Source organism: Chromobacterium alticapitis (assembly GCF_002924365.1).
Lineage (GTDB): Bacteria > Pseudomonadota > Gammaproteobacteria > Burkholderiales > Chromobacteriaceae > Chromobacterium > Chromobacterium alticapitis.
On the sequence record NZ_PQWB01000011.1, the window covers coordinates 107,373 to 133,344 of the forward strand.

Consider the following 25,972-nt stretch of genomic DNA (forward strand, 5'->3'; position numbering starts at 1 on the left):
GCGCCGGTTTACAGCAGCAGGTCGATGCGGCCGGCGAACACGTGCAGGCCGTTGACCACGTCCACCGGGATTTTGGCGTCCAGGCGGTTGGCGTCTTGCAGGTCGCGTTCCACGATCAGGCCGGCCTTGTTGGCTTCCACCTGTTCGATGATTTCCAGCTCTTCCAGCTTGTACAGCACGTCCAGCAGCTCGGAGCGGACCTTGGACGGGGTGCGGTCGGACAGCTTTTCGCGCGGGAAGCGCAGGGCGATGCGCTCGCGGCAGGACTTGCGCACGTAGTCCAGGGTGCGGATGGTGGTGATGTCCAGCAGCGAGACGTCGTCCACGCCTTGCGCGTCCTTGGTGTAGGTGCTGATGGCGCGGACGATCTGCACGCGGTTGCCGGCGGCCACTTCCAGCGGGGTGACGCCGTTGTACAGCGCGTTTTCCTGCTCGGTGCGGGTGGTGCGGGAGGCCAGGTCCGCCACGTCGAGGCCCGGCACTTCCAGCGTGTTCAGCGGGCGGGCCGGATCTTCCTCGCTGGCGATCACGGCGGCGTAGGCGGCGGCGATGTCGGCCGGCAGCTTGGCGGAGCCGCGGTACCAGGCGGCGGTGATGCGGCCGCTGTCCAGCTTGGCGGAGAGGGCGGCGGCGTCGGCCAGCGCGCCGGTGCTGGCGATCACGCCGATGGCGCCGCGCTGCTCCAGCGGGCCGGACACGAAGTCCAAGTGGGTGCGCAGCGCGGTCAGCGCGGCGTCGCCGACCAGCGGGCTGACGATGATCTGGTGGCCGCCGCTGGCCACGGCTGCCAGGGCCGGGGCGATGTCCGGATCGCCGGCGCCGCCCTTCAGTTGAAATGCTTGGACCGGAGTTACGCCCACGCCGGCGATCTGCTCTTGCGCTTTCACCGTGATGGCGTTGCCAATGCTGCCCTTGTGCCGCGCGGTGAAGGTCAGCACTTCCTTGGCGGCGGAGGCGGCGATCGGCAGGTCGCTCAGCTTGGCGATGGCGGCCTGGGCGCTGGCGGCGATCTTGGACGCGTCATCGCCGGCGGCGACGGCGACATCGACGCGGACGGCGCCGATGAACAGACTCAGCACGCCGGCTGCGGCGGCGGGACCACTGAAGGTGACAGAGCCGGAAGCGGCGGTGCCGGCGGCCGCGTCATCGACGCCGATCACGGTCAGTTGCAGGTAGGGGTTGGCGTTGATGGCGGCGCGCGCCATCAGGTGGGCGTTGGAGCCGCGGCCGAAGGCCTGGGCGGCCTGCTCGTCGCTGAATACGTCCAGCGCGGCCAGCGCCGGTTGGGCGGCGGTGTCGGTCAGGCGTTGGCCAATCACCAGCACGCGCTGCGGATTGCCCGGCAGCGTGCGCACCGCCAGTTTGGTGTTGAACTCGAAGTATTTGCCCGGCTTGCGGATCGAGGCCGGAATCTGGTCGAAGCTGATGTTGGGGCTGGCCATGAGGAAAGGCTCCTGGTGTGGCGGTTGGGAAGGTGGCCGCGCCGGGCGGCGCGGCGAGGGGAATGCGAGCGTCAGGACTTGGGCGCGTTGACGGTGTCTTGCGCCTTGACGCCGGCGGCGCCGGCAGGGACGTAATTCAGCTGCACGCTTTGCGCCGGCTGGGCAGGGGTTTCCAAGCGGCCGCCGAAGGCGCGGAACAGCGCGTCCGGATCGGCGTCGCCTTGCGGCGCCGGCCAGTGGCCGTTGTCCAGCGCCTCGTCCAGCCAATAAGTGCTGAAGTCGCAGGCCACCAGGCTCCACGGCTGGCCGTCGCGCGGCGCCTGGCCCAGCGGGCGCACTTTTTCCGGCAGCAGCGGATTGATGGCCAGGCCGAAGTCCTGCGAGGCCAGCAGGCGGCGCGCCGCGTAGACCAGCTGCCAGACGCCAGCGCCCTTGTAGGCGGCGTCGATCTGCAGGCGGTCGCCCACGACGACGGTGAACAGCGCGTTAGCCTTGTAGCGCAGGCGCTGGCTGGATTGCGGCTGGCTGGAGGTGATGCCGCCGGCCACGGTCCACAGCGCCGGCAGGCGGGCCAGCGCCTGCGGGTTGATCGTGGGGCTGGCCTGGCCTGGCGTGAGGCGGCTGCTGTAGTCGCCGTGGGCCAGCTGCAGGCCGCAGAGGCCGGTTTCGTCTAGGTCGGCCGCCACTTCGCGCACCATCTGGCCCATGCCTTGGCGCAGGCGGTCGGCGATGGCGGTTTGCAGCGTGATCAGCATGGACATGATCATTCCTTGGAGAATGTGGGATGGGGAAAGTATGCGGCGGGAGGGGGCGCCGGCTTAGGTGAGGGCTGTCAGTGCGGGGTCAGATTTTGATGCAGGCGAGCATGGCGAGGTTGCGGGGACGCGCGGCGCCCACCGAGCTGGTGTAGTTGCCCAGTACCCCCTTATTGCCGGTGATATAGTGCAGCTCCAGTCCTGGGTAGCCGGCCAGGTCCGGCGCGTCGGCGCCAAACGCGGCAGTGCCTGCCACGGCTTGGCCGGTGCCGATATTGGTGCTGATGTTGTACAGCTCGTTGTCGCTGAAATATTCATTGGCGACGACCAGCGTGCCCTTCTGCAAGCTGCCGTTCTTGCGGGCGGGGTCGACGCCGCGACCATCATCCCAGCCGCGGATGAATTCGCCGCGCAAATCGGGCACATTGAACATGGCGTCATCGGTGTTCTTCGCTTCGCGGTACACGTCGCCGATCGCGCTGAACAACGCGCTGTAATCTTTCTTGGCATAGGCCTTGCCATCCGCCTTCAACCAGCCTTCGGGCGCTTTTTCCATGGCAAAGTGCATGATGGCGCCGCTAGGCACGCCTTGCGCGGCGACGCTTCCCTCCTGGCCGCAGCAGCCGGCGCTCATCTGAAACTGCGCGCCTTTGCCATCAGAGGAGGCCGCAGCGTCTTCATGGCCGACTAAGTTGAATTGCAATTGTGGTTTGATGCAGATGGTGGTTTGGGACATGAGATGCTCCTTGGTTAAGGTTGCGGGAGGGAGGGGGGAGGGATGTGGCTTAATGCACCAAGCGCTTGAGAAATTCTCCGGCCAGGGTGACCAGCAGGGCGGACAGGGCGCCCGACAGCGCGCCGCTCTTGGCGGCTTGGACTTCCACATCGCGCAGGCGGCTGTCCAGCTCTTCCAGTTTTTTGTCTTGTTTGGCCAGGTGGGCGACGATCATGTCGAGCTTGCCTTCTATCCGGCCCAGGGCCATCAGGTTGTCGTGTTCCACGTGAAACCTTTCATCGCTCGGCCAGCTGTTGGCAGATCACGCAGCGCGTGCTGCTGGGCATGGCGGCGCGGCGCGCGGCGGGGATGGGATCGCCGCAGTCCTCGCAGTGGCTGTAGCCGCTGCTGTGCAAGGATTGGAAATGGCGGGCCAGCGCCTGCTCGCGGAATTCGGTTTCCAGCTCGCTGGCGCGATCGAAGAAGTCGCTCATGGTTGGGGGTCCTGTCGGGAGTAGAGTTGTTTCAAGGCGATGAGGCGTTGCTCGAGTTCGCCGCACCAGGCGCCGTAGTCGGCGGCGTGGGCGAGGAGGTCGGGTGGCGGTAGCCCGCCATCGGCGCCGGCGGCTTGGGCGGCAGCGCCAGCAGATAGGGGCTGGGCGCCGGGCAACTCGGCGGGGTAGCCGAGGAGCTGGCGGTAGAGGCGCAGGCTGTCAGGACCAAGGCCAGTAAAGCGGGGACCATCGTTGCGGGCGACATCGTCTATCCTTTGCGCGTTGCGACGCTGCAGCGTCAGCAGCGCCTGTTGTTTGTCCAGCAGCTGGCCTTCCAGCCGGTCTGTGCGCTGCCGCCATTGCTGTTGCAGCGCCAGCGCGGCAGCCTGTTGCCGCTGCAATTGCTGGCTGCGCTCGGCTTGAAATCCGGCGACGCTGGCTGCCAGCCGCGCCTGCCAGTAATGGTTGCTGTGGGCGCTGCCCGCGGCATAGCCGGCGGCGGCGGCCAGGATGGGCAGGAGCAGGCAGCCGCCAAGACGCCAGGCGGGGAGCGGCATCATGACGATTGCCCTTTGTCGCGATAGGCGGCGATCATGCGCAGCGAGGCGGAATAGCCGCCCACCACGCCTAGATAGATCACCCAGATGTCCGGCGTCAGCGCGCCGCGCCAGCCGTCGCGGACGAACATCGCGGTGGCGGCGGCGCAGGCCACGTTGGCCCACAGCCGGCTGTGACTGATGCGGCGGCTGTGCGGGCTGCATAGCAGATCGGCGAGATGCATGCTTCAGGGCTCCAGTGACAGTTGAAAGTGCGGGAAGTCGGGATTGGGGGCATCCAGCTGGCCATGCCAGTACAGGCCCAGGCTCAGCGCGATGCCGCCCATGGTCTGCCAATGGGGATGGTCGGCTTCGCAGACGGGTTTGCCGCCAAGCAGGGGCACGACGTCGAAGGCGCGCGCGGCGGGACTGCCGTGCAGCATGTCGTTGTGGGCGGATTCGCCGGGGCGGGCATAAGTGACGATGGCGCCAGGCTTGCTCCGCCCTTGCTGATAAAGCGCGTCCTGTTCCGCGGCCGAGCGCCAGGTGCAGACGATCAGCGGGTCTACGCCATGATCGCGGCAGCGTCGCAAGAAGGTTTCGGCCAGCGGTTGCAGTTGCGGATGCAGATCGGAAATGGCGCGGCTGGCCATGCGGGTTCTCCTAAAGCGTGGTCAAGGAATCAATGCACCTCGCTCGGCGCCGGAGGGGTTTTCAACACACGCCAGATCATGCGGTCGCTCAGGCGGTAACGCATCGCCAGCACGCTGACTGTTTCGTTGGCGCCCAGGCCATCGGCCAGCAGGGCGTCGAAATCGCGGATCAACTGCTGGTTGCGCGCCTGGCGCAGAGCCTGGCTGCAGCGGGGGATGTACAGGATGTCGCCGCCGAAATGGTGGGTCAGCTGCTCCGCCGCGTCCTGGCCTATCACATCCACCAGCGCGGCGAAGCGCAGTTGGCCGGCGCGGCTCTGGTTCTTGGAAAACGGCAGGGTGGTGCCGCCCAGCGCCTGCACCAGTTGCAGCGTGCGCGGCATGCCGATCAGCTTGGCGACCAGTTGCATGGTGGAAGGCAGGGCGGGATATTGCGTATGGGTGTTCATCACGAGGCTCCAGAAAGGCTAAAACGGCTTTGGGAGACATGAAGTTCTAAATAAGTTACAATTTGCTTAGTATCGCGAAGCGCTGCCAGCCTTGGGCGATAGGGCGAGTAATTTGGAACTCAGTCTTATTTTGCCGGATATTTTATAAACACAAAGCGTTATTTATACACAAGTAGAACTGCAAATGTCATCTTGTCGCCATTCTAGTCCGACATTTGGAACCGAACAAGCGACTAAGTGTCACTACGTATGTCAGTTCTACTTGATGGAATGACGAGGGAATAGTAATCTGAGAGGTCGGTCCTGAGGTATGAATGACTGATGGGGTTCCAAATGGATAATTCGCTGCAGACGTCAGATTTCAAACAGCGGCTGGAGGTGCTGATCGGCGCCGAAAAACCATATGCCTGGGCCGCGCGCATGGGCATCAACAAAGGCTCTTTCACCAATATGTGGTACAAGGGCGGCGTGCCCCGGCTGGCCACTGCGCAGAAGATAGCCGCCAGCAGCGGCTGCCGCCTGCCGTGGCTGCTGCATGGCGAAGGCGTCATGCGCGACGAGTCGGGCGCGGATGCGGCGGAGGCGGAAGCGCTGTCGCAGGCCGCGCAGATGGCGTCGGCGCGGGACGAATACTTCGTGCCGGCCGGCGTGCACGAGGAGTTCTGTTTTATACCGCGTTATAACTTGAAGGCTTCGGCTGGATTTGGAACCAGCGCGGCGGGCGAGCAGGCTATGTTCTATATGGCGTTCCGGCGCTATTGGGTGAAGAACTATTTGAACGCTTCGCCGCTGGATCTGGCGGTGATCAGCGTCAAGGGCGACAGCATGAGCGGCGTGCTGGAGGACCGGGACACCATCCTGATCAACACCGCCGAGCGCAATCCCGGCGAGGGTTTGTTCGTGATCCGCATCGGCGACGACATCTTCGTCAAGCAGCTGCAGCGCCTGCCGGGCGGCGCGCTGCAGGTCAAGAGCGCCAATCCGCTGTACGAGGCTTTCACTGTCGATCTGGCCGGCGCCGGCGGCGAATTCGAAGTGATAGGCCGCGTGGTCTGGTTCGGCAGGCAGATCGCCTGAGGCCGCGCCGGCCTTGGGTGTAAACTGTCCCCCAACTTCGCAAGGATCGGAATTCCCCATGCAAAAACATATACAGGCCAGCCTGGCCGAGGCCAAGCGCGCGCTTGACGATCTGTTGGCCAATCCGCAGGCGCTGGCCGCTATTGCAGCGGCTGGACAAACCATAGTCGACGCGCTGGCAGGCGGCGGGCGGATCTTTTCCTGCGGCAACGGCGGCTCCATGTGCGACGCCATGCACTTCGCGGAGGAACTGACCGGGCGCTATCGCGATAATCGCCGCGGCATGGCGGCGATCGCGATCAGCGATCCCAGCCACATCAGCTGCGTCGGCAACGATTACGGCTACGACGAAATCTTCGCCCGTTACCTGGAAAGCCATGGCCGCGCCGGCGACGTGCTGCTGGGCTTGAGCACCAGCGGCAACAGCCGCAATGTGATCCGCGCGGCGGAAGTGGCGCGCGAGCTGGGCATGAAGGTGATCATCCTGACCGGCCGCGCCGGCAGCAAGCTGGAGCCGCTGGCCGATGTCTACGTCAATACGCCGGGCGGCCGCTATGCCGACCGGGTGCAGGAGCTGCACATCAAGGCGCTGCACATCCTGATTGAACTGACTGAACGCCATTTCTGCCCGGAGAACTATCCGGAAGCATGATGACGCGGCGCGCGGCCGCGCGCCGGGCGACGATTGTCAGTCCGCGTTGAGAAAGGCGCCGATGCGGCGGTAGGTCAGCTCGCAAACTTCCGGCACCAGCGCTTCCATATTCAGGAAGGCATGCATCTGGTCGTCCAAATGGAGCTGCTCCACGGACACGCCCGCGGCCTGCAGCTTGCGCGCGTATAGCTGGCCCTCGTCGCGCAGGATGTCGAAGCCGGCGGTGACGACCAGGGTGGCTGGCAGCCGGCGGCTGAGTTCCCAATGCAGCGGCGACGCTAGCCGCCTGTCCTCGCCATGCTGGAAATACTGGTCGAAATACCAGGCGGTGCGGTTGGCGGTGAGGAAGTAATCCTTGCCGTTCTCCACCACCGAGGGCTGGGTCAGCGTGTAGTCCACGCAAGGGTAGATCAAGGCCTGGCGCGCGATGTCCAGCGAGGCGTCGTACTGCGCCTTGCCGCTGAGGCTGGCGCACAACGCGCCGCCGGCTGAGTCGCCCGCCAGCGACAGGCGTCGGCGATATGGCAGCCGCCGCTGTTCCAGCACGCCCCATACCCCTTTTGCGACGCTGAGCGCGTCGTTCAGGCCGGCGGGATACGGGCTTTCCGGCGCCAGTCGGTATTCGGCCGCCACCACGATGTGGCGGCTGGCCGCGGCCAGCCGGCGGTTGATGCCGTCGTAGAGGCTGACGCCGCCGGCGGTGTGGCCGCCGCCGTGCAGGAAAACCAGCACCGGCAGCGCCTCGTCGGGCGCGGGATGGTAGATGCGCACCGGCACGCTGTATTCGCGGCCCGGCACCAGATCGTCGTTGACCCAGGCGATGTCCGGCCCGGGCGCGACCATCTGCGCGGTCAGCTGCGCCAATGCCTCGCGCGCGCCTATGGCGGTGGCCTTGTAGCCGTCGGCTGCCTTCTGTTGGACGGCGCGGTTGAACTGCTCCAGCCACGGCAGCAAATTGGGGTGGAGTGCGTGCATGGTCAATCTCCGGTGCGATGGGGCGAGAGTATCAATCGCAATCTATACCATCGGCATTGATGCGGCAATTCATATGACCAACTGTCCGGCTAGCCGAACAACATCTCCAGCAAGCCGGGCCGCTTGCGGGTTTGCAGCGCTTGGCCTTCCGCCAGCATCCGGTCTATCAGGCCGTTGTTGGCGCGGGGCTGGCGCGCTTTCACCAGGTCGCGTTTGCCGGTGGGCGAGAGCGCCGGCGCGCCGTCCTGGCGGCTCAGCCGGTAGCCGCCGCCGCAGGCCGGGCAGTGGATTTCTGCCCCCTCCGCCGCATCGGACGGCACCGCGATGATGGGGCCGCAGGCCAGGCAGGCCTGCATAGGCACGCCCGGCTCGCTGTGGCCCAGCACATGGCTTAGCTTGCCGGCTCGGCCCAGCGCCACGAAGCGCTCGGCCAGCTCGGCGTCGAACTGGCCGCCGCTGCACTCCTCGATGATGGACAGGGCTTTTTCCAGCGGCATGCCCTTGCGATAGGGGCGGGTGCTGGTCATGGCGTCGAAGGCGTCGGCGATGCCGACGATGCGCGCCACCAGCGGGATGGCCTTGCCGGCGAGCCGATTCGGGTAGCCTTTGCCGTCCGGCGTTTCATGGTGGCTCAGCACCGCGTCTATCACCAGTTCGGCCAGCGGGTGGTCCAGCAGCAGGTCCGCGCCAACCTGGGGGTGGGTCTTGATGACTTCGTATTCCTCGTCGCTGAGGCGGTCCGGCTTGTTCAGCACGGCGTCCGGCACGCCTATCTTGCCCAGATCGTGCAGGAAGCCGCCCAGCGCGATGCGCTCGGCCTCAGCCTGCGGCAGCCGCAGGTCATGGGCCAGCAGCAGGCTGTAGCGCGACACTCGCCACAGGTGGCCGCCGGTGTAGGCGTCGCGCGCCTCCACCAGCATGGCCATGGTGTACAGGGTTTTCAATAGTTCGCGGCTGGCTTGCATGGCGGCTCTCCTCGGCAAGTGGATTCATTCACTATGGCATATGCGTATCGAATCGACAGCGGCGGCATGGCCATGCTGCGCTGGCGAGATCACGACAGTCAGTCGAGCGTTTGATCTATTTCTTACGGGTTTTTCGCCGGCCAGATATACAAATTTCATATTTCCTTCTTAATGTGCTGTGGCTGTATGCATTTCATCGACGTCGCACCCACCACAAATACAGAGGAAAACGCATGAAAGCATGGTTGTTCTTGGGCGCCGCTCTGGCCGCCCCCGCCTTTGCCGGCAACGCCACCGTCGCGCCGGACGCGCGCTACGCCCACGTTCTGTCGCCGTCCGGCCCGCTCAGCGCCGCGCAACTGCTGAAGCAGGGCTTGCCCAAGGCCAAGTCCGCTTCGACGGCGCGGATGAGCGTCGCGGCGACACCCGGCTCCGCCACTTATACCTATGTGCGTTGCTACTATCGCACCGGCGGCAACAACACCCAGCCGGCCACCGACTATGCATGGGCGCTGGATCCGTCCAGCGGCGACTACTACCGGCTGAACGGCCATTGGTGGTCCAGCGGCGTGTTCGACTGGAAGAACATGTTCTACAGCGACGTGACGCAGGACGCGCTGCGTTCGGTCTGCCAGAGCACGCTGGCGTCCAAGGGCATACAGCAGCAGCCGGCCATGGTGTTCGCCGCCGACAACGCCATGTCCTTCAATTACACGGTGTGGAGCAATGACCCGGCTGGGCAGGGCGCTTCCATCAACAAGATCATCGCCTTCGGCGATAGCCTGTCCGACAACCAGAACGTCTACAACGCCTCGCAGTGGACGCTGCCCAATCGGAACAGTTGGTATATCGGCCACTTCAGCAATGGCCCGGTCTGGGTGGAATACCTGGCTTCGCGCCTGAAGCTGCCGCTGTACAACTGGGCGATTGGCGGCGCCGGCGTCACCACGCAGCAGCTGGTGATCCCGGGCGTGGTGCAGCAGGTGCAGTCCTGGCAGCAGTACATGCAGCAGGCGCCCAACTACAATCCGGCCACCACGCTGTTCACCATGTGGATAGGCGGGAATGATCTGGTCAACTACGGCAGCACGCCGGACAAGGTGATTTCCGGCGAGCAGCAGGCGCTGACCAGCCTGATCCAGTCCGGCGCCCGCAACATCCTGCTGCTGAAGCTGCCCGACGTGTCGCGCGCGCCGGTGTTCCAGCTCAAGAGCGGCGGCGTCACCGTGGCGGCCCAGGTATTGGATCTGAATCAGAAGCTGGATGCGCTGGCCGCCTCACTGCGCCAGCAGTACGGCGTCAACATCCAGGTGTTCGACAGCTTCGCACTGTTCAACGACTTGCTGACCAATCCGGCCAAGTACCAGGTGGCCAACACCACCCAGTCCTGCCTGAACATCAATCAGGATTCGTCGCTGAACTATATGCAGGCGCAGTCGCCGCGCAGCAATTGCGGCAATGCCGATACCTTCGTGTTCTGGGACACCCTGCATCCGACCACGCATACCCACATGCTGCTGGGCAACGCGGTGGCGGATTTCCTCGGTTCGTCCTCCTCCATGGCGATGCTGAAGAAGGCGCGCTGATTCGCCGCCAGATAAGCTCGGGTCGGACGGCGTTTGGCGCGCCGTCCGCCAGGGCTTACAATTCGGTTTTGAGCCGGCCGCGGCGGTGCCGCGGTTTGGCCGAACCGAAATCGAAAGTCCTCATGTCCACTCTGACCGAACTCCTCAGCCGCGCCGCCGCCGCCCGCGCCGAACTGGTGGCGCGCCTCGCCGCCGAAGACACTAATTGCTACCGCCTGTTCCATGGCAGCGTGGAGGGCGCGCCGGGCCTGACCATAGACCGCTACGGCGAGCAAATCCTGGCGCAGAGCTTCCATCGGTCGCTGGAGGACGCGGAGCTGGCGGAAATCCGCGCCTATTACCGCGAGACCCTGCCCGAACTGACGCTGGTGTACAACGACCGCAGCGACGGCAACTCGCGCATCCGCAACGAACTGCCCCTGGCGGAGCAGGCGGTGGCCCAGCAGGATCTGACCATTCGCGAGAACGGCGTAGCCTTCCATTACCAGGCGCGCCACAAGGGCCAGGATCCCTGGCTGTTCCTCGACTTGCGCGCCGCGCGCCGCCGCGTGCTGCAGCTGGCCGAAGGCAAGAGCGTGCTGAACCTGTTCTCCTACACCTGCGGCGTGGGCGTGGCGGCGGCCAAGGCCGGCGCCGGCTTCGTGTTGAATGTCGATTTCGCCGAATCCAGCCTCAGCGTTGGCCGCGCCAACGCCAAGCTGAACCTGCTGGCCACCCGGCCGCGCTGCCTGCACAGCGACGTGTTCGCCGCCGTGCGCCAGCTGTCCGGCATCGGCCAGCCGGACCGCGTGCGCGGCAAGCGCATGCCTCCCTTCCCCAAGCTGGAGCCCAAGCAGTTCGATCTGGTGTTCCTGGACCCGCCGCGCTACGCCAAGAGCCCCTTCGGCGTGGTGGACCTGGTCAACGACTACCAGGCCTTGTTCAAGCCGGCCTTGCTGGCGACCGCGCCGGGCGGCATGCTGATTTGTTGCAATAATGTTGCAGAAGTGGACGGCGAAGCCTGGCTGGATTCCTTGAAGCGCAGCGCCGCCAAAGCGGGCCGCGAAGTGCGCTCCGCAGAGTGGATCGTCCCGGACGCGGACTTCCCCAGCGCGGACGGCAAACACCCGTTGAAGATTGTGCTGCTGGGCGTTTGAGCCTGATTTGACGCCGGAAAGGCCGCCGCTTGCCGGCGGCTTTTTTATGCGCTGAATAAGGATATTCGGCGATTAAATCAATTATTTTGTTTAAAATTAAGTCTTCATTTTAAATTTATTTACTTGGTATCCTGTGCGCCTGCGGCGGAGCGGCGCCTTGGCCCGCGCTCTGGGCCGCTCTCAAAAACAAGATATCGGGTGAACACATGAAACGACTTTTCGCGCTGACCCTGCTGGCGGCGTCCCTGGCCAGCGGCCAGGCTCTGGCACAAGCAACCCAGCCGTCCCAGCCGCCCAGCGATGAGCTGGATGGCGTGCTTTCCGCCGGCAAGCCCTTGTCCGACAGCGAGGCGCGCGCCGCCGCCAGCCAGGCCAAGCCGCAGGCTGGCAGCGCCACCTATACCTATCTGCGTTGCTACTACCGGCTGGACGCGGCCTCGACCAAGCCGCAAACCAGCTATGTCTGGGCGACCGACCCATCCAGCGGCGACTATTTCCGCGTCAACGGCTATTGGTGGTCTGGCAGCCCGCTAGCCTTGAAGAACATGTTCTACAGCGATCTCAGCCAGGACTCGCTGCGTTCCACTTGCCAGCAGACGCTGGCCAAGCAGGGCATCAACAAGCCGCTGGCGCTGGTGGCCGCCGCCAACAACGTCATGTCGTACAACCACACCATCTGGTCATTGGACAGCGCGGTCCAAGGCAACGCCATCAACAAGCTGGTGGTGTTCGGCGACAGCCTGTCCGACACCCAGAACATGTACGGCGCCTCGCAATGGAAGCTGCCCACGGCCAAGAGCTGGTACGTCGGCCGCTTCAGCAATGGCCCGGTTTGGGTGGAATACCTGGCCGACAAGCTGAAGTTGCCCATCTACAACTGGGCGATAGGCGGCGCCGCGGCGGATCAGCACCTGGTGGTGCCGGGCCTGCTGCAGGAAGTGGATTCCTGGACGCAATACATGCAGAAGGCGCCCAACTATCGCCCGGAGAACACGCTGTTCACCATGCTGATAGGCGGCAACGACTTGCTGAATTACGGCCGCACCGTGGACCAGGTGATCGCGGACCAGAACAAGGCGCTGGAGAAAATCATCGCCGCCGGCGGCCGCAATATCGTCGTGCTGACCCTGCCCGACTTGTCCCGCACGCCGTCCGGCAGCGGCGGCGGCAAGGCCCCCCAACTGGCGCAGCAGGTGCGGGATTACAACGCCAAGCTGGCCACGCTGGTGGCGAATCTGCGCCTGAAGTACGGCGCCAGCCTCAAGCTGGGCCTGTTCGACGCCTACGCCATGTTCAATGACTTGCTGACCAATCCGGGCAAGTACCAGGTCAGCAATGCCACGCAGTCCTGCCTGAACATCGCGGCCAATGCTAGCTTGCCTTACATCTCGGCGCAGACGCCGCGTCCGGAATGCGCTAACGCCGACGCCTACGTGTTCTGGGACAATCTGCACCCGACCACCCATACCCATCTGCTGTTGGGCGGCTTCGTGGCTGACTTCGCGCGCCAGCAGGGCTACGCCTTGCCGTTGCAGGCGCTGGCGCGCAAGCGCTGACGATCCTCAGGGCGCCAGATGCGAGCAAGCGCGGGCTTTTCGAAGCCCGCGTTTTTTTCGCCCGTCAGCCGGTCCCTGTTATGCTCATGAAATTTGTGGCGGAGGGTGGACATGTTCACGTTCCCACTGGATTGCCGTGCGCTGTTTGAGGAGCGTCGCCGCCAGTTTGCGGCTTGGGGCATTCCCCGCCGCCTGATCCAGACGGTTGAAAGCAGGATCAACGATGTTTGGTTCGAAGGGCCGGGCGGCTGGTGCCGGGAGTGGGCGCGGGAGGCGGAGATCGCTTGCGCCCGCCGCAACTGGCTGCTGGCTGCCCATTTGTATGGCGCGGCCTGTTTTCCCGTGGCCAACACGCCGCTGAGGCGCGAAGCCATGCGCATGCAGACCGAGTGTTTTCTGCGCGCCGCCGCTGATTTTCCATGCAGTTTCGATCGCCTGGCTCAGCCGGGATTGGGCGTGGTGCACCTGTATCAGCCGCACGGCGCGGGCGCGTGGCCGCTGGTCTGTGTGTCCGGCGGCGTCGATACCGGGAAGATGGCCTTGCATCGCATGGCGCTGGCCCTGGCCTTGCTCGGCCGTTTCCGCGTGCTGGCGATGGATATGCCTGGTACCGGGGAGAGCGCGCGCTCGCTGCGGCCGGATGCGGAAAATGATTACCGCGCATGGCTGGACCATTTTGCGGGAGAGGGGCGGCGCGCGTTGTTGGGCATCAGCTTTGGCGGGCACTGGGCGGCCAAGCTTGCCCTGATGGGCGAGGTGGATGCGGCGGTGAACCTGGGAGGGCCGCTGATCGGCGCATCGGAACTGGAAGCGGATCACGCGGCGGATTTGCCCAATGGCATGACGGGCATTGTCGCCCACGCTTTAGGCTTGCCGGCCATGCCGTCGCGGCAAGAGGTGGTAGCCAGGCTGCAAGCGTTTTCGCTGCGGCGCCAGGGCTGCCTGGAGCGGGCGGGCGGCTCGCCTTTATTGGTGGTGAACGGCGAGGCCGATCCTTACGTGCCGGCTGAAGAAACGGAAACGTTTCGCTCCCGGCCTCGGACCGAGGTGTGGCGCTTTGCCGGACTGGGGCACTGCGCGGCTGAACGCCTGCCCCGGATCGCGCCTGGCATGATCGCTTGGCTGCGCCTGCGATTGCATGGCGCGCATGCCGGCAATAGGCTGGGGTATGGATTGGCGACCCGTTTTTTGCCGCGGCTTTGCTTGCCGGCAGCCTCAGGCAAAGGCTAAGCTTGATCCATGGATGGAATCACGGGGCCCGTTTGCGGCCCCGTCTGCTTGAGGAAGACGATATGAGCGAAACCGCCCCCCTGGTTCCGCAGCCGTGTCCGAAGTGCGGCGCGCGCGGCGAATTGGTCAAGGCCGGCTCCCGCCGGATCTGGGTGCAATGCAGCCGCTACCCGGACAAGGGCAATTGCCCGGCCATAGGCGCCCAGGCCGACAATAAGAAGGAAGCGATCCTGAACTGGAATCGCCTGCGTTGATCCCGCGCATCCGTCTAGCGGATGCGTTTTACTTCAGGAATGTCCGATGTTTCCCGCTGCGTTTTGGCAAACCCCGCTGCTGCTGATCCTGTCCAATCTGTTCATGACTTTCGCCTGGTACGGCCATCTGAAGAATTTCGCGGGGCGGCCCTGGTACGCGGCCGCGCTGGCCAGCTGGGGCATCGCGCTGTTCGAGTACCTGTTGCAGGTGCCGGCCAACCGCATTGGCTATGGTCAGCTCAATTTGTCGCAGTTGAAGATCATCCAGGAGGTGATCTCGCTGTCGGTGTTCATCCCTTTCGCGATCTGCTACATGGACCAGCCCTTCCGCTGGGATTACGTGTGGGCCGGGCTGTGCCTGGTCGGCGCGGTGTATTTCATGTTCCGCGGCTGATCACTGGTTGGCGCGCACCCAGCGGTGCCATTGCATGAACAGTTCCGGCGTGATCGCGGCGATCACGGAGCGCTTCCACACCACGTCGCTCCAGTAGTCGTCGGTATTGAGGCTGGCCAGGCGGGCGCCGGCCTCCTCGGCGATGACGGCGCCGGCGGCGTAGTCCCACAACCTTTGGCCGCCGTGCAGATAGAGGTCGTAGCGGCCAGCCGCCAGGAAGCACCAGTCCAGCGTGCTGGAGCCCATATTGCGCTGGCTGCCGCACGGCGCCACGCTGCCCATGCGCGCGGCCAGCTTGCCGGAGCGCAGGTATTTGACTTCAACGCTGGCGATGGCGTCGCCCATGCAGTTATTGATGGTTTTCAGCGGCAGCCGGTGGCCGTTCAGCCAGGCGCCCTGGCCGCGGCGGGCGTAGAACATTTCGTCCGACACCGGGTTGTAGATCACGCCCAGCTCGCTTTTGCCGTTTACCAGCAAGCCGACCGAGATGGCGAAGTAGGGCAGGCCGTTGACGAAGTTGGTGGTGCCGTCTATCGGGTCCACCACCCACAGGCCGTCCTGGCTGGCGGCCCACAGCGCATCCTGTTCCTCGCGCTCCATTTCCTCGCCCAGCACCGGGTGCGGCAGGATGGCCGGCAAACCGGCTTGCAGCGCCTGCTGGCAGGCCAGGTCCGCTTCAGTGAACAGGGTGCCGTCGTCCTTGCGGCTCTTGCCGACGCGCAGAAAGCGCGGCATCACCTCGTGGGCGGCCACCTCCCGCACCAGCTGCATCACCTGTTCTAGCACCTGCATCCTGTCTCTCCTGGCTGCGTCGCCGCGTTGGCGCGAAAAGCGGTTTTCCGAACGACGCAAACCTAGCAAAATACCGGTATCAACAGCGACTTTCAATATCCCATGCCTAGGTTTTATCTGGACGCCGACTTCGCGGTCGGCCAGCAACTGTCCCTGCCCGACGCCGTGGTGCGCCATGTCCAAGTCTTGCGGCTGAATGCCGGCGACGCCATCACCTTGTTCAATGGACGCGGCGGCGAGTATCACGCCGTGCTCGGGGCGGTGATGAAGCGCGACGCGCAATGCGTGATCGAGCGCTTCGACGATGTTTCACGTGAAACGCCGCTGTGGCTGGGCCTGGCCCAGGGCATCTCCAGCGGCGACAAGATGGAGTTCACGCTGCAGAAGGGCGTGGAAATGGGCGTGGCGGTGTTCCAGCCCATCGCTGCGGGCCGCTCCGTGGTCAAGCTCAGCGGCGAGCGCGCCGATAAGCGGGTGGCGCGCTGGCAGGAAATCGTGATCTCCGCCTGCGAGCAGAGCGGCCGCAACACGGTGCCGCAGGTATTGCCGATTTTGACGCTGAATGAATGGCTGGCGCAGCGGCAGGAGGCCGATGTCCGGCTGGTGTTGTCGCCGCGAGGGGACAGAGGCCTGGCCGAGCTGGCCGAGCGTCCCGCGCGCAGCTGGCTGATGGTGGGGCCGGAGGGCGGCTTTTCCGGGCCGGAGGAGGACGCGGCGCTGGAGGCGGGTTGGACGCCGCTGAAGCTGGGCCCGCGCATCCTGCGCACCGAAACCGCCGCCCTGGCCGCCGTCGGCGCGATGCAGGCCGTTTGGGGGGATTACCGGTAGGGCGGAAGCCCGCCGGCGGGCGTTCCGCCATAGCCTGCCGATGAGGTTTGGCGGATCGTACCGTCCGCAGTGATTGGCGCTAGGGATTGAGCGCGATGGACTGCTGGTGATGGCGGATCGCCCGGCGCGGCCGGGCATCCGCCCTACAGGAAGCGCAGCGGGTCTATCTTCCATTTCTCCGGCGACTCGTGCTTGACGATCTTGTCGCCGCCGCCGAAGCCCATCTTGCGCGACAGGTCCACCACCTCGGGCGGGATGTGGGTGTTGCTCTTGACGCTGAAGAACACTTTGACCTTGGGCGACACCAGATTATTGTCGTTCTGCTCTATCACCACGCCTAGCCGGCCGCTTTCCAGCTGGACAAGAGTGCCCACCGGATAGATGCCTATGGTGCGCATGAAGGCCTGCACCAGCTCCGGGTTGAAGTGGAATTTCGACCATTCATAAATCTTGCGCAGCGCGTCGGTCGGCGCCATGCCCTTGTGGTAGCAGCGGTCCGAGGTCAGCGCGTCGTAAACGTCCACTATGGCGGCCATCTGGCCCAGCTGCGAGATCTGGTCGCCCTTGAGCCCGGCCGGGTAGCCGCTGCCGTCGTGGCGCTCATGATGCTGGCCCGCCACCAATACCGCGGTTTCCGAGATGCCGCGCGTGGCCTGCAGGATTTTCTGGCTCTCCACCACATGGCACTTCATGACCTGGAATTCCTGCTCGGTCAGCTTGCCCGGCTTGTTGAGTATGGTGTCCGGCACTTTCATCTTGCCGATGTCGTGCAGCATGCCGCCTACGCCGGCGTGGTGGATGGCCTCGCGGCTCATGCCCAGCGCGTTGCAGAAGCTGACCATCAGCGCGCCCACGCTGACCGAATGCTGGAAGGTGTAGTTGTCCTTGTCCTTGATCCGGCATAGCGACAGCAGGGCGCCGTTGTTGCGCAGGATGGAGTCTGTCAGCTTCTCCACCTGCGGCTCCACCTGTTCCAGCTGCACCTGTTTGCCCAGCCTGACGTCTTGCAGGATGCCGCGCACGATCAGGTTGGCCTCGCTGTGCACCAGCTGGGCGCGGCCGAACTCATCCGCCATCTCCGCCCGGCGCGGCGGCGCGGCATGGCGGCTGGCGATCTCGATCAGCTCGCTCTCCAGCTGCCGGCGCACCTCGCCCTCGGTCGGCGCGGACGGCAGGTCCAGGCCTTTGCGGGTGTCGATATAGACTTCGTGGATGCCGGACTCGATGATCTTGAGGATCTCGGCCTCCTTGCGGACCAGGAAGCGGTTGACCAGGAAGGGGTGGGACATCCAGTCGCTGTTCAGGTCATGGATGTACATGCCGATCTTCAGATCGTTGACGTCTATGCGCTTGATCATATTGCGTATTCGGATAGCGGGTTGTCGTATGCCGCTGTCGGCGTTGTTACAAGCATCATCCCGGCGGCGGCGATTTGCAAGGACGCAGCGCAAGCTTTGGCCTGGGCGGGCGGCGGAGTGAAATCCGATTTGCATCAAGTGGCTGCGCAGTCTTGTCAAGCGAGCCGCGCCGTTATATATTCCCGCAGTTTTGTTCGGGACGCAGGCATGAAACAGGCAACACGACAGCGCGGCAGGACCAGTGACACCCGTTTGGGTGGCGTGGCGTCGCCGTTTCGTTTCGCCGTTCCTGAAACTCCCGTATTTCGCAAGAAAAGCCCCTGATCCAGGGGCTTTTTTTTCGTCCGCAACCGCCAACATGAGGAAAGCGATCATGGCCAATCCACTGTACCGCAAGCACATCATTTCCATACCCGACTTCAGCCGCGAGGAACTGGAGCTGGTGGTGGATACCGCCGGCCGCCTCAAACAGCAACCGCGCGGCGATCTGTTGAAGGACAAGCTGGTGGCCAGCTGCTTCTTCGAACCGTCTACCCGCACCCGGCTGTCGTTCGAGACCGCCGTGCAGCGCCTGGGCGGCAATATCATCGGCTTCGCCGACGGCGGCAATACCAGCGCCAAGAAAGGCGAGACGCTGGCTGACTCGATCAAGATCATCAGCTCCTACACCGACGCGGTGGTGATGCGCCACCCCAAGGAGGGCGCGGCGCGCGTGGCCAGCGAGTTTTCCGCGGTGCCGGTGATCAACGGCGGCGACGGTTCCAACCAACACCCGACGCAGACCCTGCTCGACCTGTTCTCCATCCGCGAAACCCAGGGCCGGCTGGACGGCCTGACCGTGGCCTTCGCCGGCGACCTGAAATACGGCCGCACCGTGCACTCGCTGGCGCAGGCGCTGTCGCTGTTCGGCGCGCGTTTCTATTTCGTGGCGCCGGAAGTGCTGGCGATGCCGGACTATATCTGCGAGGAGCTGGACGAGAAGGGCATTCAGTACACGGTAGTGGACAGCCTGGAAGACGTCATCCCGGAAGTGGACATCCTGTACATGACCCGCGTGCAGCGCGAGCGCTTCGACGAGGCCGAGTTCAAGAAAATACAGGGCCAGTACGCGCTGCGCGCCGACATGCTGAAGACCGCGCGTCCCGGCATGAAAGTGCTGCATCCGCTGCCGCGGGTGGACGAAATCGCGGTGGATGTGGACGCCACGCCGCACGCCTACTACTTCGAGCAGGCGAAGAACGGCGTTTACGCGCGCCAGGCGCTGCTGTCGCTGGTACTGAACGAGACCGTGTAATCAGGCAAGAAAAGGACAAGATCATGCAATACACCCGCACCGTAGAAGCGCTCAAGCAAGGCACCGTGATCGACCACATCCCGGCTGGCGAGGGCGTCAAGATCCTGCGCCTGTTCAAGCTGGCCGAAACCGGCGAGCGCGTCACCGTGGGCCTGAATCTGGTCAGCCGCCACATGGGCAGCAAGGATCTGATCAAGGTGGAGAACGTGGCGTTGACCGAAGAGCAGGCCAATGAGCTGGCGTTGTTCGCCCCCAAGGCCACGGTCAATGTCATCGAAAACTTCGAAGTGGTCAAAAAGCACAAATTGACCCTGCCTGAGGCGGTGGAGGGCATTTTCTCGTGCCCGAATTCCAATTGCATTTCGCACAACGAGCCGGTGACCAGCTTTTTCTATGTCAAAACCGTGGCGCACGACACGAAAATGAAATGCAAGTATTGCGAAAAAGTGTTCAGTAGGGATATTGTTGCAGAAGTGCGCTGAGTCGTACAAAGGACGAGAATAGAGAAAATCAAGAAAAAAGCACTGCATCCGACAGTTGCGACAGAGAAGCGCCGCGGGTTAACCGCGGCGCTTTTCATTTTCCGCCCAGGCTGGCTCTGCTAGGCTTGGCGCCGTCATTTCCTTCCTGAGCCACTCCACTGACCATGCATGCGTCGCCCCGGCATCACCGTTTGATCGTGTTTCCCCTGCTCGCGGCTGGCTGCGGCATCGCGGGCGCCTTGCTGGTGCTGTGTTTCCAGTTGCTGCTGCATGCCATCGAACATGTCATGGCTGGCCATGGCGGCGGCGGTCTGGTGGAGATCGCCAGCCGGCTGGAACCCTGGCAGCGCGCGCTGGCGCCGATTGTGGGCGGCTTATTGGCCGGCACCGTGCTGGAGCAGGGGGGGCGCCTGCTGCGCGGCGCCGCCGCCGGCGATTATCTGGAAGCGGTGCGCGTCGGTGATGGCCATCTGAGCCTGCGCCGCACCCTGATCAACAGTTTGTCCTCGCTGTGCACCGTCGCCAGCGGCGGCTCCATCGGCCGCGAGGGCGCGATGGTGGCGCTGTCTGCGCAGGGCGGCTCCCTGTTGGCCCGCTGGCTGCCTATGACGCTGCCGCGGCGGCGCAGGCTGGTGGCCTGCGGCATCGCGGCCGGCTGGGCCGCGGCTTACCACGCGCCATTATCGGCCGTGATCTTCGTTTGCGAGGTGGTATGGCGGCGGCTGGACTGGCGTTCGCTGCCCGCGCTGGCGCTGGCGGCGCTGACCGCCAGCCTGACCGTCGACCATTTGTTTGGCCTGTCGCCGCTATACCAGCCGCCGCCGCTGTCCGCGCCCGGCCAACTGGCGCTGGCGGGCTACTGTTTGCTGGCGCTGGGCTTGGGCGCGGTGTCGCCGCTGTTCCTGAGGCTGATGGAGCGGGGGCGTCACGCTTTTGGCCGGCTGCCTATGCGGCTGCCCTCGCGCATGGCGCTGGGCGGCGCGGTGGCGGGCGGGTTGGCCTGGTTCTGGCCGCAGATGTGGGGCAATGGCTACAGCACGGTGTCGTGGCTGTTGGGCCACCAGCCGCCTTGGACGCTGGTGTTGACGCTGCTGCTGTGCAAATTGGCCGCCACCGCCGCCACCAGCGGATCGGGCGCGGTCGGCGGCATCTTCACGCCCATGCTGTTCGCCGGCGCGGCCGGCGGCGCGTTGGCCGGCCAATGGCTGAACTTGGCGCTGCCGGGCTGGCTGCCTGGCGGCGGCGCGGTGTTGGTGGGCATGGCGGCTTTTCTGGCGGCCACGGCGCGGGCGCCGTGGCTGGCGGTGGTCATGTTGATGGAGCTGACCGGCGCCTATTCCATGCTGTTGCCGGTGGCGCTGGCCGCCGCGCTGGCTGCCCGCGTCAGCCGCCTGCTGGGGGGCCGCGCGTTGTACCAGGACGAGGAGGATGCGCCTGGGCTCAGGCGGCCGGGCCGCTGGTGGCGGCGTCGTCGATGAAGCGCTGCAGGTAGACCAAGTCCAGCCAGCGGCCGAACTTGAAGCCGACTTGCGGCAGACGGCCCACCTGGACGAAGCCCAGCTTCTCGTGGAAGCGGATCGAGCCTGCGTTGTCGGCGTCCACCGCGCCCAGCATGGTGTGCTTGCCCAGGGCCTGGGCGCGCGGGAACAGCGCCTGCACCAAGGCGGTGCCTATGCCCTTGCCGCGGGCGTCGGCGGTCAGGTGCACGCTGTGCTCCACGGTGAAGCGGTAGCCGGGGCGGGTGCGGAAATCGCCGAAGCTGGAGAAGCCCAGCGCGCGGCCGTCTTCGTCCTCGGCCAACAGCACCGGGTAGCCGGCTGCGGTACGGTCCTGGAACCATAGGGCGAATTCGCCTGGCGTCAGCGGGTCGTCGTTGTAGACGGCGGTGGTAGTGGCGATCACTTCGTTGTAGATATCGAGTATCGCAGCCAGGTCTTCCAAAGTGGCTTCACGAATCTGCATGATCTGTCCTTGTGGGTCTAGGGCCTTGGATCAAGGCGGTGCAATTAACGTACCAGTTTTCAGCCGGCGGCGGGTTTCTTGCGCGGGCTGCGCTTCTTGCGCGCCGGCGCGGCGGCTTCCTCCGGCGGCGCGGCCGGCGCCGTTGCGGCGGGCGGCGGCGTTTCCGCGACGGCGGGTTCGGCTTCCTGTTTCAGGCGGATTTCGCTGTGCAGCTTGGAACCGTTGCGGCTTTCCTGCACGGTCAGGAAGTCGAGCTTCTTCACCATTTGCGATAGCCGGCCATGGCCCCAGTTGCGCGGGTCGAACGAGGGGTCGTTCTTGGCCAGGTAAGAGCCGACGGCGGACAGTTCGGCCCAGCCGCTGTCGCGCGCCACCGCCTCGATGGCGGAGGTGAACATGTCCTGCAGCGGGTGGCGTTCTTTCGCCGGCGCCGGATTGGCGCGCGAGCGGCTGGCGCGGGTTTTGGGCTTGTCGGCGGCGGGTTCCTGCCTGGCTTTGGCCGGCGGCGCCGGCCGCAAAATCTCGGTGAACACGAATTTGTCGCAGGCGGCGATGAAGGGGCGCGGCGTTTTGGACTGCTCGCCCAGGCCTATCACCGTCAGGCCGCCCTCGCGCAGCCGGGTGGCCAGGCGGGTGAAGTCGCTGTCGGACGACACCAGGCAGAAGCCGTCGAAGTTGCCGGTGTACAAGAGGTCCATCGCGTCGATGATCAGCGCCGAATCGGTGGAGTTCTTGCCCTTGGTGTAGGCGAACTGCTGGATGGGCGAGATGGCGTACTGGTGCAGCACCTCCTTCCAGCCCTTGAGCTGGGTGGTGGTCCAGTCGCCGTAGGCGCGCTTGACGACGGCGGTGCCGTACTTGGCCACTTCGGCCAGCAGTTCCGCGATCAGCGAAGACTGCGCGTTGTCGGCGTCTATCAGTACCGCCAGTTTGCGGTTTTCCATTGAGGCTTTCGATTAAGGCGACGCCACATGCTAAGCCGGGCTTTTCGCATCTGTCAAAACGGGAGCGGCGCGTCCTGTTGGCGTGCGGCCTGCAGCGCGCGCTCGACGATGCGGTCTATCTGGCCGCTTTTCCGCATTTCTCCCAATACTCGGTTCAGCTGTTCCAGAAAGTCCCGCTTGTATGGAAAGCGGCCGTCGTCGCGGTCGGTGAAACCGACGTAGCCCTGTTCTTCCGACGCCGTCGCCGCTTCGGCCAATTGCCCGGGCGCGTACAGGCGCTGCCGCTGCAGCCGCGCCAGTTCGAGCTGGATGGCGAGGCCGTCGTTCAGATAGCAGTCCAGCCGTCCGCGCAGCAGCTTCAGCAGATTGGCTCGGACATTGGCGGCTTCCTCCAGCGAGATCTTGCCCTGGCTCACCAGTTTCCAGAAGGCGTCGCCGCCGGGCTTGAAGCCGGCGTTGTTGCCGAAGCGCAGGCCTTGGTAATCGTCCGGCCAGTTCGGCCGGGGTTGCCGCAGCACCTCGGCCCGGCAATAGACTTGCACGCGCTCGGTCAGCATGGGCACCGAGTAGGGCTGGATGTAGGGGCGGTCATGCGGCTTGAAGTAAGGCGGAGACAGCGCCAGCGCGCGGCCGGCCTCCAGTTCCGCCAGGCCGCGCTTCCACGGCACCGGGCGCAGCTCGACGCGGTAGGCGGGCAGCCGCGCGGCGGCGGCGCGCAGGATGTCGTTGTAGATGCCGCGCGCCTGCCCGGATGCCTCGTAGGAATAGGGCGCGTAGTCGTTGTCGGTCAGGATGACGACGGTTTGCGCCGCCATGGCCATGCAGGGCGCGGCGGCGATCCAGACCAGGAGGGCGGCGAACAGGCGCATCGGCTAGATGATGGAGGGCGACGGAGATATGCCCTTTATAGCCCGTGTCGTCTGCGAGCGGTGGCATGGCTTTTGCGTCAGGACTGGCTGAAATCAAGCGAGGAGAGCGGGATGAAAGCGATGGCGCCGGTCAGGACCAGCGAGATGGTGGTGTTCAATTATCGCCGTCCGGTGCGCGCGCGCCGGGTGGAGCTGCAGGGCGGCAGCCGGCTGTGGCTGGTGGAAATGCTGGACAGGCGCTGCCAGGTTTGGGTGTGGCAGGATGAGTGGGCAGGCGCCGACGCGGCGTTGGAGCGCGCGCGCCGGCTCAGCCTGATGCTGGAGTGATTACTTCTTGGCTATGGTCTTGCCGTAGGCCTCGGCGGCGGCCTGCATCTTCGGCAGCAAGGCCTTTTCCGCGGCCTTCAGCGTTTCGCCGGCGATGGCGTCGCCGATCTGCGGTTGTTGCTTCATGAACTTTTGGCCGGCCGCGCTCTTGTAGAAGGCGTTGATCTGCTTCAGTTCATCGCCGCTGAACTGGGCGCTGAAGCTCTTGACCACGGTCTGTTCGAACTGGGTCTTGACCGCGGCGGAGCCGAAGTAGTCGTCGGCCAGCTTGTGGATTTTCTCGCCGTAGCCCTTCAGGCCTTCCTGGGCCTTCTTCTGCTGGGCGTCGCTCAGCTTGATCTTGTTCTTGACGAAGTATTCCTGCAGCAGCGGCAAGGCGCTGGCCGAAGTGCGCTGCGCCAGGCCCGGCAGCATATTGTTGATGTTCAGCGTGGCGGCCAGTTCCTTGGCGCCGGCCTCCTGGGCGGCGTCGGCGTGGGCCAGCATCGGCAGGGCGAGCAGCGCGGCGAGGAGACCGGCCTTGAGCGGGCGGGAGGCAAACATGGCAAATCCTTTGATCTGGTGAAAGATATCGGATCGGCAGTGTGACACCGCGCGCGGCCGAGGTCAAAGCGGCCGGCCGCGCTCAGCGCTCGGAAACGGGGGGCTGCTGGCTTCGCCAGCCGTGGTAGCCGGGCAGGCTGTCCCGGGTCAAAAGGGTCACTGGCACCGTGACCTGGCGCGCCGTTTGCTGGCCGCTCAGCAGCCGCTGGCCCAGCAACACGGCCTCGCGCCCTATGCGGTAGGGCGATTGGCTGGCCGAGGCGACGATGGGGCCGGAGCGGTGCAGCGCCTGTTCGATGTCGGGGGAGCCGTCCACCGAGGCGATGCGCAGGCTGGCGCGCGGCGGCAAGGCCTTCTCGCAGCCCAGCGCCTGGCGGTCGTTGATGGCGAAGACCGCTCCCAGGCCGGCGAAGCGCGCCAGATCGGCCTGCAGCGCGCGTTGTCCGCCCAGGCTGGAGCCTTGGCCGTTGACGCCCTCACGCGCGTGAATGCCGGGAAACTGCGCCAGCGCGGCGCGGCAACCGGCAATGCGGTCACTGACCGAAGTGACGGGCGGGCCGCCTTGGATCAGCAGTTCGCCCTTGCCGTCCAGCTGGCGCGCCAGGTAGCGGCAGCTGATTTCCCCTGCCTGGCGGTTGTCGGACTTCACCGTGCCGTCCACGTCCGGCGCGTCCACGTCCACCGCCACCACCACGATGCCGGCGGCGCGCGCGGCGCGCACCTGGGGGCCGATGGCGCGGCTGTCCACCGCGCCCAGCAGGATCAGGTCGGGCTTTTGCGCGATCAACTGCTGAATCTGCTGCTGTTGCCGCGGCAGGCTGAAATTGGCGGATAGTGAGGTGACGCGCACGGCGGGGTTGAGGCCATGGGCGGTCTGGACGGCGCCGCGCACCAGCGCCTGGTAGAAGGGGTTGTCCAGCGCGCCCACGGTGATGCCTATCTTCTGCGGCGCCGCGGCCTGCGCTTGCGGGCAGAGCGCGGTGATAAGCAAGCCGGCGGGCAGGAGGGAGGCGAGGCGCATGGAGGCGGGCCGCGGAGGTGAGATATTCCAGTCTAGACCATGCTGTGGCGGGGGGCTTCGGCGAGCGAGGACAGGCGGTGGCCGGCGCGTTCGGCCAGCCGCAGCAGCAAGGGCCAGCCTTCCTCCCATTGGCTGTGGCCGGAGTCGATATTGATGTGGCCGGCGTGCCTGAGCCAGGCGATGGGCGCTCGCCAGTAACCGGCCAGCCGCGCCGCGCGCGCCGAGCGGCAGAACGGATCGTTGCTGCTGGCGACGATCTGCGCCGGAAACGGCAGCGGCTGGCGCGGCACCGGAGCGAAATTCATCAGTTCGGCGGGGACGAAGGCGCGCTCGACGTCGGCCGGCGCCACCAGCAGCGCGCCGGCGATGCGGCCGGGCCGCCGCGACTCATAATGGGCGACGGCGACGCAGCCCAGGCTGTGGGCGATGACCAGCGGCGGCTTGCGGCAGCGGTCCAGCGCCGCGTCCAGGCCGTCCAGCCAGTCTTCCAGTTGCGGGCGCTCCCAGTCGGCGTTGTCCACTCGGCGCGCGCCCAGACGGCGCTGCCAATGGCTTTGCCAGTGGCCGGGGCCGGAGTCGCGCCAGCCGGGCTGGATGATCAGATCGTAGGGTTGCAGCGGAGCGAGCATGGCGGTCTCTGCGGGAGTCGATGGTGCGACTGTAGCGTCGGCCGCGCGAGGCGG

The 25,972-nt window shown here is 65.3% G+C and carries 32 protein-coding genes; 13 read left to right on the top strand and 19 right to left on the bottom strand.

Annotation, left to right across the window (positions count from 1 at the left end; all coding sequences use genetic code 11):
• Window positions 1-8: 8 nt before the first annotated feature.
• From C2I19_RS02815 to C2I19_RS02855, 9 genes are all read right to left on the bottom strand, one after another.
• Complete coding sequence (locus tag C2I19_RS02815; RefSeq protein ID WP_103901198.1) at window positions 9-1,442, bottom strand: phage tail sheath subtilisin-like domain-containing protein; 1,434 nt, start codon at window positions 1,440-1,442, stop codon at window positions 9-11.
• A 71-nt stretch (window positions 1,443-1,513) separates the two neighbouring features.
• A complete protein-coding gene (locus tag C2I19_RS02820; RefSeq protein ID WP_158253622.1) occupies window positions 1,514-2,203 on the bottom strand; it encodes a DUF1834 family protein in 690 nt (229 codons plus the stop codon).
• An 82-nt stretch (window positions 2,204-2,285) separates the two neighbouring features.
• The gene (locus C2I19_RS02825; RefSeq protein ID WP_158253623.1) at window positions 2,286-2,933 is read right to left on the bottom strand and encodes a phage tail protein; all 648 of its coding nucleotides are present in this window, start codon (window positions 2,931-2,933) and stop codon (window positions 2,286-2,288) included.
• Between the two features lie 49 nt (window positions 2,934-2,982).
• Window positions 2,983-3,198, bottom strand: a complete 216-nt coding sequence (locus C2I19_RS02830; protein ID WP_103901201.1) for a hypothetical protein — start codon at window positions 3,196-3,198, stop codon at window positions 2,983-2,985.
• Between the two features lie 10 nt (window positions 3,199-3,208).
• Window positions 3,209-3,406 (bottom strand): TraR/DksA family transcriptional regulator, encoded by a 198-nt coding sequence (locus tag C2I19_RS02835; RefSeq protein WP_103901202.1) that lies wholly within the window; start codon window positions 3,404-3,406, stop codon window positions 3,209-3,211.
• Window positions 3,403-3,966 carry a hypothetical protein gene (locus C2I19_RS02840; RefSeq protein ID WP_103901203.1) on the bottom strand — a complete coding sequence of 188 codons (564 nt, stop codon included), beginning with the start codon at window positions 3,964-3,966 and terminating at the stop codon, window positions 3,403-3,405. The genes C2I19_RS02835 and C2I19_RS02840 overlap by 4 nt, the downstream gene beginning before the upstream one ends.
• Window positions 3,963-4,187, bottom strand: coding sequence for a hypothetical protein (locus tag C2I19_RS02845; RefSeq protein WP_103901204.1), 225 nt, complete (start codon window positions 4,185-4,187; stop codon window positions 3,963-3,965). Before C2I19_RS02845 ends, C2I19_RS02840 begins: the two co-directional genes overlap by 4 nt.
• Window positions 4,188-4,190: 3 nt before the next feature.
• Complete coding sequence (locus tag C2I19_RS02850) at window positions 4,191-4,595, bottom strand: M15 family metallopeptidase (RefSeq protein WP_103901205.1); 405 nt, start codon at window positions 4,593-4,595, stop codon at window positions 4,191-4,193.
• Window positions 4,596-4,624: 29 nt separating this feature from the next.
• The gene (locus tag C2I19_RS02855; RefSeq protein ID WP_103901206.1) at window positions 4,625-5,044 is read right to left on the bottom strand and encodes a Mor transcription activator family protein; all 420 of its coding nucleotides are present in this window, start codon (window positions 5,042-5,044) and stop codon (window positions 4,625-4,627) included.
• 333 nt (window positions 5,045-5,377) lie between these two features.
• Between C2I19_RS02855 and C2I19_RS02860 the strand changes: the two genes are divergently transcribed.
• Window positions 5,378-6,121 (top strand): S24 family peptidase, encoded by a 744-nt coding sequence (locus C2I19_RS02860; protein ID WP_158253624.1) that lies wholly within the window; start codon window positions 5,378-5,380, stop codon window positions 6,119-6,121.
• 58 nt (window positions 6,122-6,179) lie between these two features.
• Complete coding sequence (gmhA, locus tag C2I19_RS02865; protein WP_103901208.1) at window positions 6,180-6,773, top strand: D-sedoheptulose 7-phosphate isomerase; 594 nt, start codon at window positions 6,180-6,182, stop codon at window positions 6,771-6,773.
• Window positions 6,774-6,809: 36 nt separating this feature from the next.
• On the opposite strand, the gene C2I19_RS02870 is transcribed toward gmhA, so the two are convergent.
• Both C2I19_RS02870 and C2I19_RS02875 read right to left on the bottom strand, forming a co-directional pair.
• Window positions 6,810-7,748, bottom strand: a complete 939-nt coding sequence (locus tag C2I19_RS02870; protein ID WP_103901209.1) for an alpha/beta hydrolase — start codon at window positions 7,746-7,748, stop codon at window positions 6,810-6,812.
• An 89-nt stretch (window positions 7,749-7,837) separates the two neighbouring features.
• Window positions 7,838-8,713, bottom strand: a complete 876-nt coding sequence (locus tag C2I19_RS02875) for an HD domain-containing phosphohydrolase (protein ID WP_103901210.1) — start codon at window positions 8,711-8,713, stop codon at window positions 7,838-7,840.
• Window positions 8,714-8,946: 233 nt separating this feature from the next.
• Here C2I19_RS02875 and C2I19_RS02880 point away from each other — a divergent pair, with 233 nt between their 5' ends.
• The 6 genes from C2I19_RS02880 to C2I19_RS02905 all read left to right on the top strand — a co-directional run bounded on the left by C2I19_RS02880 (window position 8,947) and on the right by C2I19_RS02905 (window position 14,869).
• The gene (locus C2I19_RS02880) at window positions 8,947-10,299 is read left to right on the top strand and encodes an SGNH/GDSL hydrolase family protein (RefSeq protein ID WP_233201084.1); all 1,353 of its coding nucleotides are present in this window, start codon (window positions 8,947-8,949) and stop codon (window positions 10,297-10,299) included.
• A gap of 122 nt (window positions 10,300-10,421) precedes the next feature.
• Complete coding sequence (locus C2I19_RS02885; protein ID WP_103901211.1) at window positions 10,422-11,435, top strand: class I SAM-dependent rRNA methyltransferase; 1,014 nt, start codon at window positions 10,422-10,424, stop codon at window positions 11,433-11,435.
• 206 nt (window positions 11,436-11,641) lie between these two features.
• Window positions 11,642-12,991, top strand: a complete 1,350-nt coding sequence (locus C2I19_RS02890) for an SGNH/GDSL hydrolase family protein (RefSeq protein WP_233201085.1) — start codon at window positions 11,642-11,644, stop codon at window positions 12,989-12,991.
• Window positions 12,992-13,102: 111 nt separating this feature from the next.
• Complete coding sequence (locus tag C2I19_RS02895) at window positions 13,103-14,221, top strand: alpha/beta fold hydrolase (protein ID WP_103901212.1); 1,119 nt, start codon at window positions 13,103-13,105, stop codon at window positions 14,219-14,221.
• Between the two features lie 62 nt (window positions 14,222-14,283).
• Complete coding sequence (locus tag C2I19_RS02900) at window positions 14,284-14,475, top strand: Lar family restriction alleviation protein (RefSeq protein WP_103901213.1); 192 nt, start codon at window positions 14,284-14,286, stop codon at window positions 14,473-14,475.
• 46 nt (window positions 14,476-14,521) lie between these two features.
• Window positions 14,522-14,869, top strand: a complete 348-nt coding sequence (locus C2I19_RS02905) for a DMT family protein (RefSeq protein ID WP_103901214.1) — start codon at window positions 14,522-14,524, stop codon at window positions 14,867-14,869.
• Here C2I19_RS02905 and C2I19_RS02910 read toward each other — a convergent pair whose 3' ends face one another.
• A complete protein-coding gene (locus tag C2I19_RS02910; RefSeq protein ID WP_199181060.1) occupies window positions 14,870-15,655 on the bottom strand; it encodes an inositol monophosphatase family protein in 786 nt (261 codons plus the stop codon).
• Window positions 15,656-15,763: 108 nt separating this feature from the next.
• Here C2I19_RS02910 and C2I19_RS02915 point away from each other — a divergent pair, with 108 nt between their 5' ends.
• The gene (locus C2I19_RS02915) at window positions 15,764-16,489 is read left to right on the top strand and encodes a 16S rRNA (uracil(1498)-N(3))-methyltransferase (protein WP_103901216.1); all 726 of its coding nucleotides are present in this window, start codon (window positions 15,764-15,766) and stop codon (window positions 16,487-16,489) included.
• Window positions 16,490-16,632: 143 nt separating this feature from the next.
• On the opposite strand, the gene C2I19_RS02920 is transcribed toward C2I19_RS02915, so the two are convergent.
• On the bottom strand, window positions 16,633-17,847 hold the full coding sequence (locus tag C2I19_RS02920) for an HD-GYP domain-containing protein (protein WP_103901217.1): 1,215 nt from the start codon (window positions 17,845-17,847) through the stop codon (window positions 16,633-16,635).
• A 373-nt stretch (window positions 17,848-18,220) separates the two neighbouring features.
• On the opposite strand from C2I19_RS02920, the gene pyrB reads away from it, so the two are divergent.
• The 3 genes from pyrB (at window position 18,221) to C2I19_RS02935 (ending at window position 21,101) form a co-directional block, all read left to right on the top strand.
• Window positions 18,221-19,141 (top strand): aspartate carbamoyltransferase, encoded by a 921-nt coding sequence (gene pyrB / locus C2I19_RS02925; protein ID WP_103901218.1) that lies wholly within the window; start codon window positions 18,221-18,223, stop codon window positions 19,139-19,141.
• A 23-nt stretch (window positions 19,142-19,164) separates the two neighbouring features.
• Window positions 19,165-19,623 (top strand): aspartate carbamoyltransferase regulatory subunit, encoded by a 459-nt coding sequence (gene pyrI, locus C2I19_RS02930; protein WP_103901219.1) that lies wholly within the window; start codon window positions 19,165-19,167, stop codon window positions 19,621-19,623.
• A gap of 197 nt (window positions 19,624-19,820) precedes the next feature.
• Window positions 19,821-21,101, top strand: coding sequence for a chloride channel protein (locus tag C2I19_RS02935; RefSeq protein WP_233201089.1), 1,281 nt, complete (start codon window positions 19,821-19,823; stop codon window positions 21,099-21,101).
• Here C2I19_RS02935 and C2I19_RS02940 read toward each other — a convergent pair.
• From C2I19_RS02940 to C2I19_RS02950, 3 genes are read right to left on the bottom strand one after another with little or no spacing between them, the layout of a single operon-like run.
• Window positions 21,064-21,585 (bottom strand): GNAT family N-acetyltransferase, encoded by a 522-nt coding sequence (locus C2I19_RS02940; protein WP_103901221.1) that lies wholly within the window; start codon window positions 21,583-21,585, stop codon window positions 21,064-21,066. The genes C2I19_RS02935 and C2I19_RS02940 overlap by 38 nt on opposite strands.
• Before the next feature lie 59 nt (window positions 21,586-21,644).
• Complete coding sequence (locus C2I19_RS02945; RefSeq protein WP_103901222.1) at window positions 21,645-22,529, bottom strand: NYN domain-containing protein; 885 nt, start codon at window positions 22,527-22,529, stop codon at window positions 21,645-21,647.
• Window positions 22,530-22,582: 53 nt separating this feature from the next.
• Window positions 22,583-23,398, bottom strand: a complete 816-nt coding sequence (locus C2I19_RS02950) for a substrate-binding periplasmic protein (protein WP_103901223.1) — start codon at window positions 23,396-23,398, stop codon at window positions 22,583-22,585.
• A 111-nt stretch (window positions 23,399-23,509) separates the two neighbouring features.
• Between C2I19_RS02950 and C2I19_RS02955 the strand changes: the two genes are divergently transcribed.
• On the top strand, window positions 23,510-23,725 hold the full coding sequence (locus C2I19_RS02955; protein ID WP_103901224.1) for a hypothetical protein: 216 nt from the start codon (window positions 23,510-23,512) through the stop codon (window positions 23,723-23,725).
• Here the strand turns inward: C2I19_RS02955 and C2I19_RS02960 are convergent, their stop codons facing one another.
• The 3 genes from C2I19_RS02960 to C2I19_RS02970 all read right to left on the bottom strand — a co-directional run bounded on the left by C2I19_RS02960 (window position 23,726) and on the right by C2I19_RS02970 (window position 25,918).
• The gene (locus C2I19_RS02960) at window positions 23,726-24,268 is read right to left on the bottom strand and encodes a DUF2059 domain-containing protein (protein ID WP_103901225.1); all 543 of its coding nucleotides are present in this window, start codon (window positions 24,266-24,268) and stop codon (window positions 23,726-23,728) included.
• Between the two features lie 82 nt (window positions 24,269-24,350).
• Entirely contained in the window at window positions 24,351-25,289 is a 939-nt protein-coding gene (locus tag C2I19_RS02965) for a substrate-binding domain-containing protein (RefSeq protein WP_158253626.1), read from the bottom strand.
• A gap of 32 nt (window positions 25,290-25,321) precedes the next feature.
• Window positions 25,322-25,918 (bottom strand): alpha/beta hydrolase, encoded by a 597-nt coding sequence (locus C2I19_RS02970; RefSeq protein WP_103901227.1) that lies wholly within the window; start codon window positions 25,916-25,918, stop codon window positions 25,322-25,324.
• Window positions 25,919-25,972 lie beyond the last annotated feature (54 nt).

Excerpts from the sequence above, each read along its gene's own strand:
- C2I19_RS02815 (WP_103901198.1), bottom strand. The coding sequence starts at position 1,442 with ATGGCCAGCCCCAACATCAGCTTCGACCAGATTCCGGCCTCGATCCGC.
- C2I19_RS02820 (WP_158253622.1), bottom strand. The coding sequence starts at position 2,203 with ATGTCCATGCTGATCACGCTGCAAACCGCCATCGCCGACCGCCTGCGC.
- C2I19_RS02825 (WP_158253623.1), bottom strand. The coding sequence starts at position 2,933 with ATGTCCCAAACCACCATCTGCATCAAACCACAATTGCAATTCAACTTA.
- C2I19_RS02835 (WP_103901202.1), bottom strand. The coding sequence starts at position 3,406 with ATGAGCGACTTCTTCGATCGCGCCAGCGAGCTGGAAACCGAATTCCGC.
- C2I19_RS02840 (WP_103901203.1), bottom strand. The coding sequence starts at position 3,966 with ATGATGCCGCTCCCCGCCTGGCGTCTTGGCGGCTGCCTGCTCCTGCCC.
- C2I19_RS02845 (WP_103901204.1), bottom strand. The coding sequence starts at position 4,187 with ATGCATCTCGCCGATCTGCTATGCAGCCCGCACAGCCGCCGCATCAGT.
- C2I19_RS02850 (WP_103901205.1), bottom strand. The coding sequence starts at position 4,595 with ATGGCCAGCCGCGCCATTTCCGATCTGCATCCGCAACTGCAACCGCTG.
- C2I19_RS02855 (WP_103901206.1), bottom strand. The coding sequence starts at position 5,044 with ATGAACACCCATACGCAATATCCCGCCCTGCCTTCCACCATGCAACTG.
- C2I19_RS02860 (WP_158253624.1), top strand. The coding sequence starts at position 5,378 with ATGGATAATTCGCTGCAGACGTCAGATTTCAAACAGCGGCTGGAGGTG.
- gmhA (WP_103901208.1), top strand. The coding sequence starts at position 6,180 with ATGCAAAAACATATACAGGCCAGCCTGGCCGAGGCCAAGCGCGCGCTT.
- C2I19_RS02870 (WP_103901209.1), bottom strand. The coding sequence starts at position 7,748 with ATGCACGCACTCCACCCCAATTTGCTGCCGTGGCTGGAGCAGTTCAAC.
- C2I19_RS02875 (WP_103901210.1), bottom strand. The coding sequence starts at position 8,713 with ATGCAAGCCAGCCGCGAACTATTGAAAACCCTGTACACCATGGCCATG.
- C2I19_RS02880 (WP_233201084.1), top strand. The coding sequence starts at position 8,947 with ATGAAAGCATGGTTGTTCTTGGGCGCCGCTCTGGCCGCCCCCGCCTTT.
- C2I19_RS02885 (WP_103901211.1), top strand. The coding sequence starts at position 10,422 with ATGTCCACTCTGACCGAACTCCTCAGCCGCGCCGCCGCCGCCCGCGCC.
- C2I19_RS02890 (WP_233201085.1), top strand. The coding sequence starts at position 11,642 with ATGAAACGACTTTTCGCGCTGACCCTGCTGGCGGCGTCCCTGGCCAGC.
- C2I19_RS02895 (WP_103901212.1), top strand. The coding sequence starts at position 13,103 with ATGTTCACGTTCCCACTGGATTGCCGTGCGCTGTTTGAGGAGCGTCGC.
- C2I19_RS02900 (WP_103901213.1), top strand. The coding sequence starts at position 14,284 with ATGAGCGAAACCGCCCCCCTGGTTCCGCAGCCGTGTCCGAAGTGCGGC.
- C2I19_RS02905 (WP_103901214.1), top strand. The coding sequence starts at position 14,522 with ATGTTTCCCGCTGCGTTTTGGCAAACCCCGCTGCTGCTGATCCTGTCC.
- C2I19_RS02915 (WP_103901216.1), top strand. The coding sequence starts at position 15,764 with ATGCCTAGGTTTTATCTGGACGCCGACTTCGCGGTCGGCCAGCAACTG.
- C2I19_RS02920 (WP_103901217.1), bottom strand. The coding sequence starts at position 17,847 with ATGATCAAGCGCATAGACGTCAACGATCTGAAGATCGGCATGTACATC.
- pyrB (WP_103901218.1), top strand. The coding sequence starts at position 18,221 with ATGGCCAATCCACTGTACCGCAAGCACATCATTTCCATACCCGACTTC.
- pyrI (WP_103901219.1), top strand. The coding sequence starts at position 19,165 with ATGCAATACACCCGCACCGTAGAAGCGCTCAAGCAAGGCACCGTGATC.
- C2I19_RS02940 (WP_103901221.1), bottom strand. The coding sequence starts at position 21,585 with ATGCAGATTCGTGAAGCCACTTTGGAAGACCTGGCTGCGATACTCGAT.
- C2I19_RS02945 (WP_103901222.1), bottom strand. The coding sequence starts at position 22,529 with ATGGAAAACCGCAAACTGGCGGTACTGATAGACGCCGACAACGCGCAG.
- C2I19_RS02950 (WP_103901223.1), bottom strand. The coding sequence starts at position 23,398 with ATGCGCCTGTTCGCCGCCCTCCTGGTCTGGATCGCCGCCGCGCCCTGC.
- C2I19_RS02955 (WP_103901224.1), top strand. The coding sequence starts at position 23,510 with ATGAAAGCGATGGCGCCGGTCAGGACCAGCGAGATGGTGGTGTTCAAT.
- C2I19_RS02960 (WP_103901225.1), bottom strand. The coding sequence starts at position 24,268 with ATGTTTGCCTCCCGCCCGCTCAAGGCCGGTCTCCTCGCCGCGCTGCTC.
- C2I19_RS02965 (WP_158253626.1), bottom strand. The coding sequence starts at position 25,289 with ATGCGCCTCGCCTCCCTCCTGCCCGCCGGCTTGCTTATCACCGCGCTC.
- C2I19_RS02970 (WP_103901227.1), bottom strand. The coding sequence starts at position 25,918 with ATGCTCGCTCCGCTGCAACCCTACGATCTGATCATCCAGCCCGGCTGG.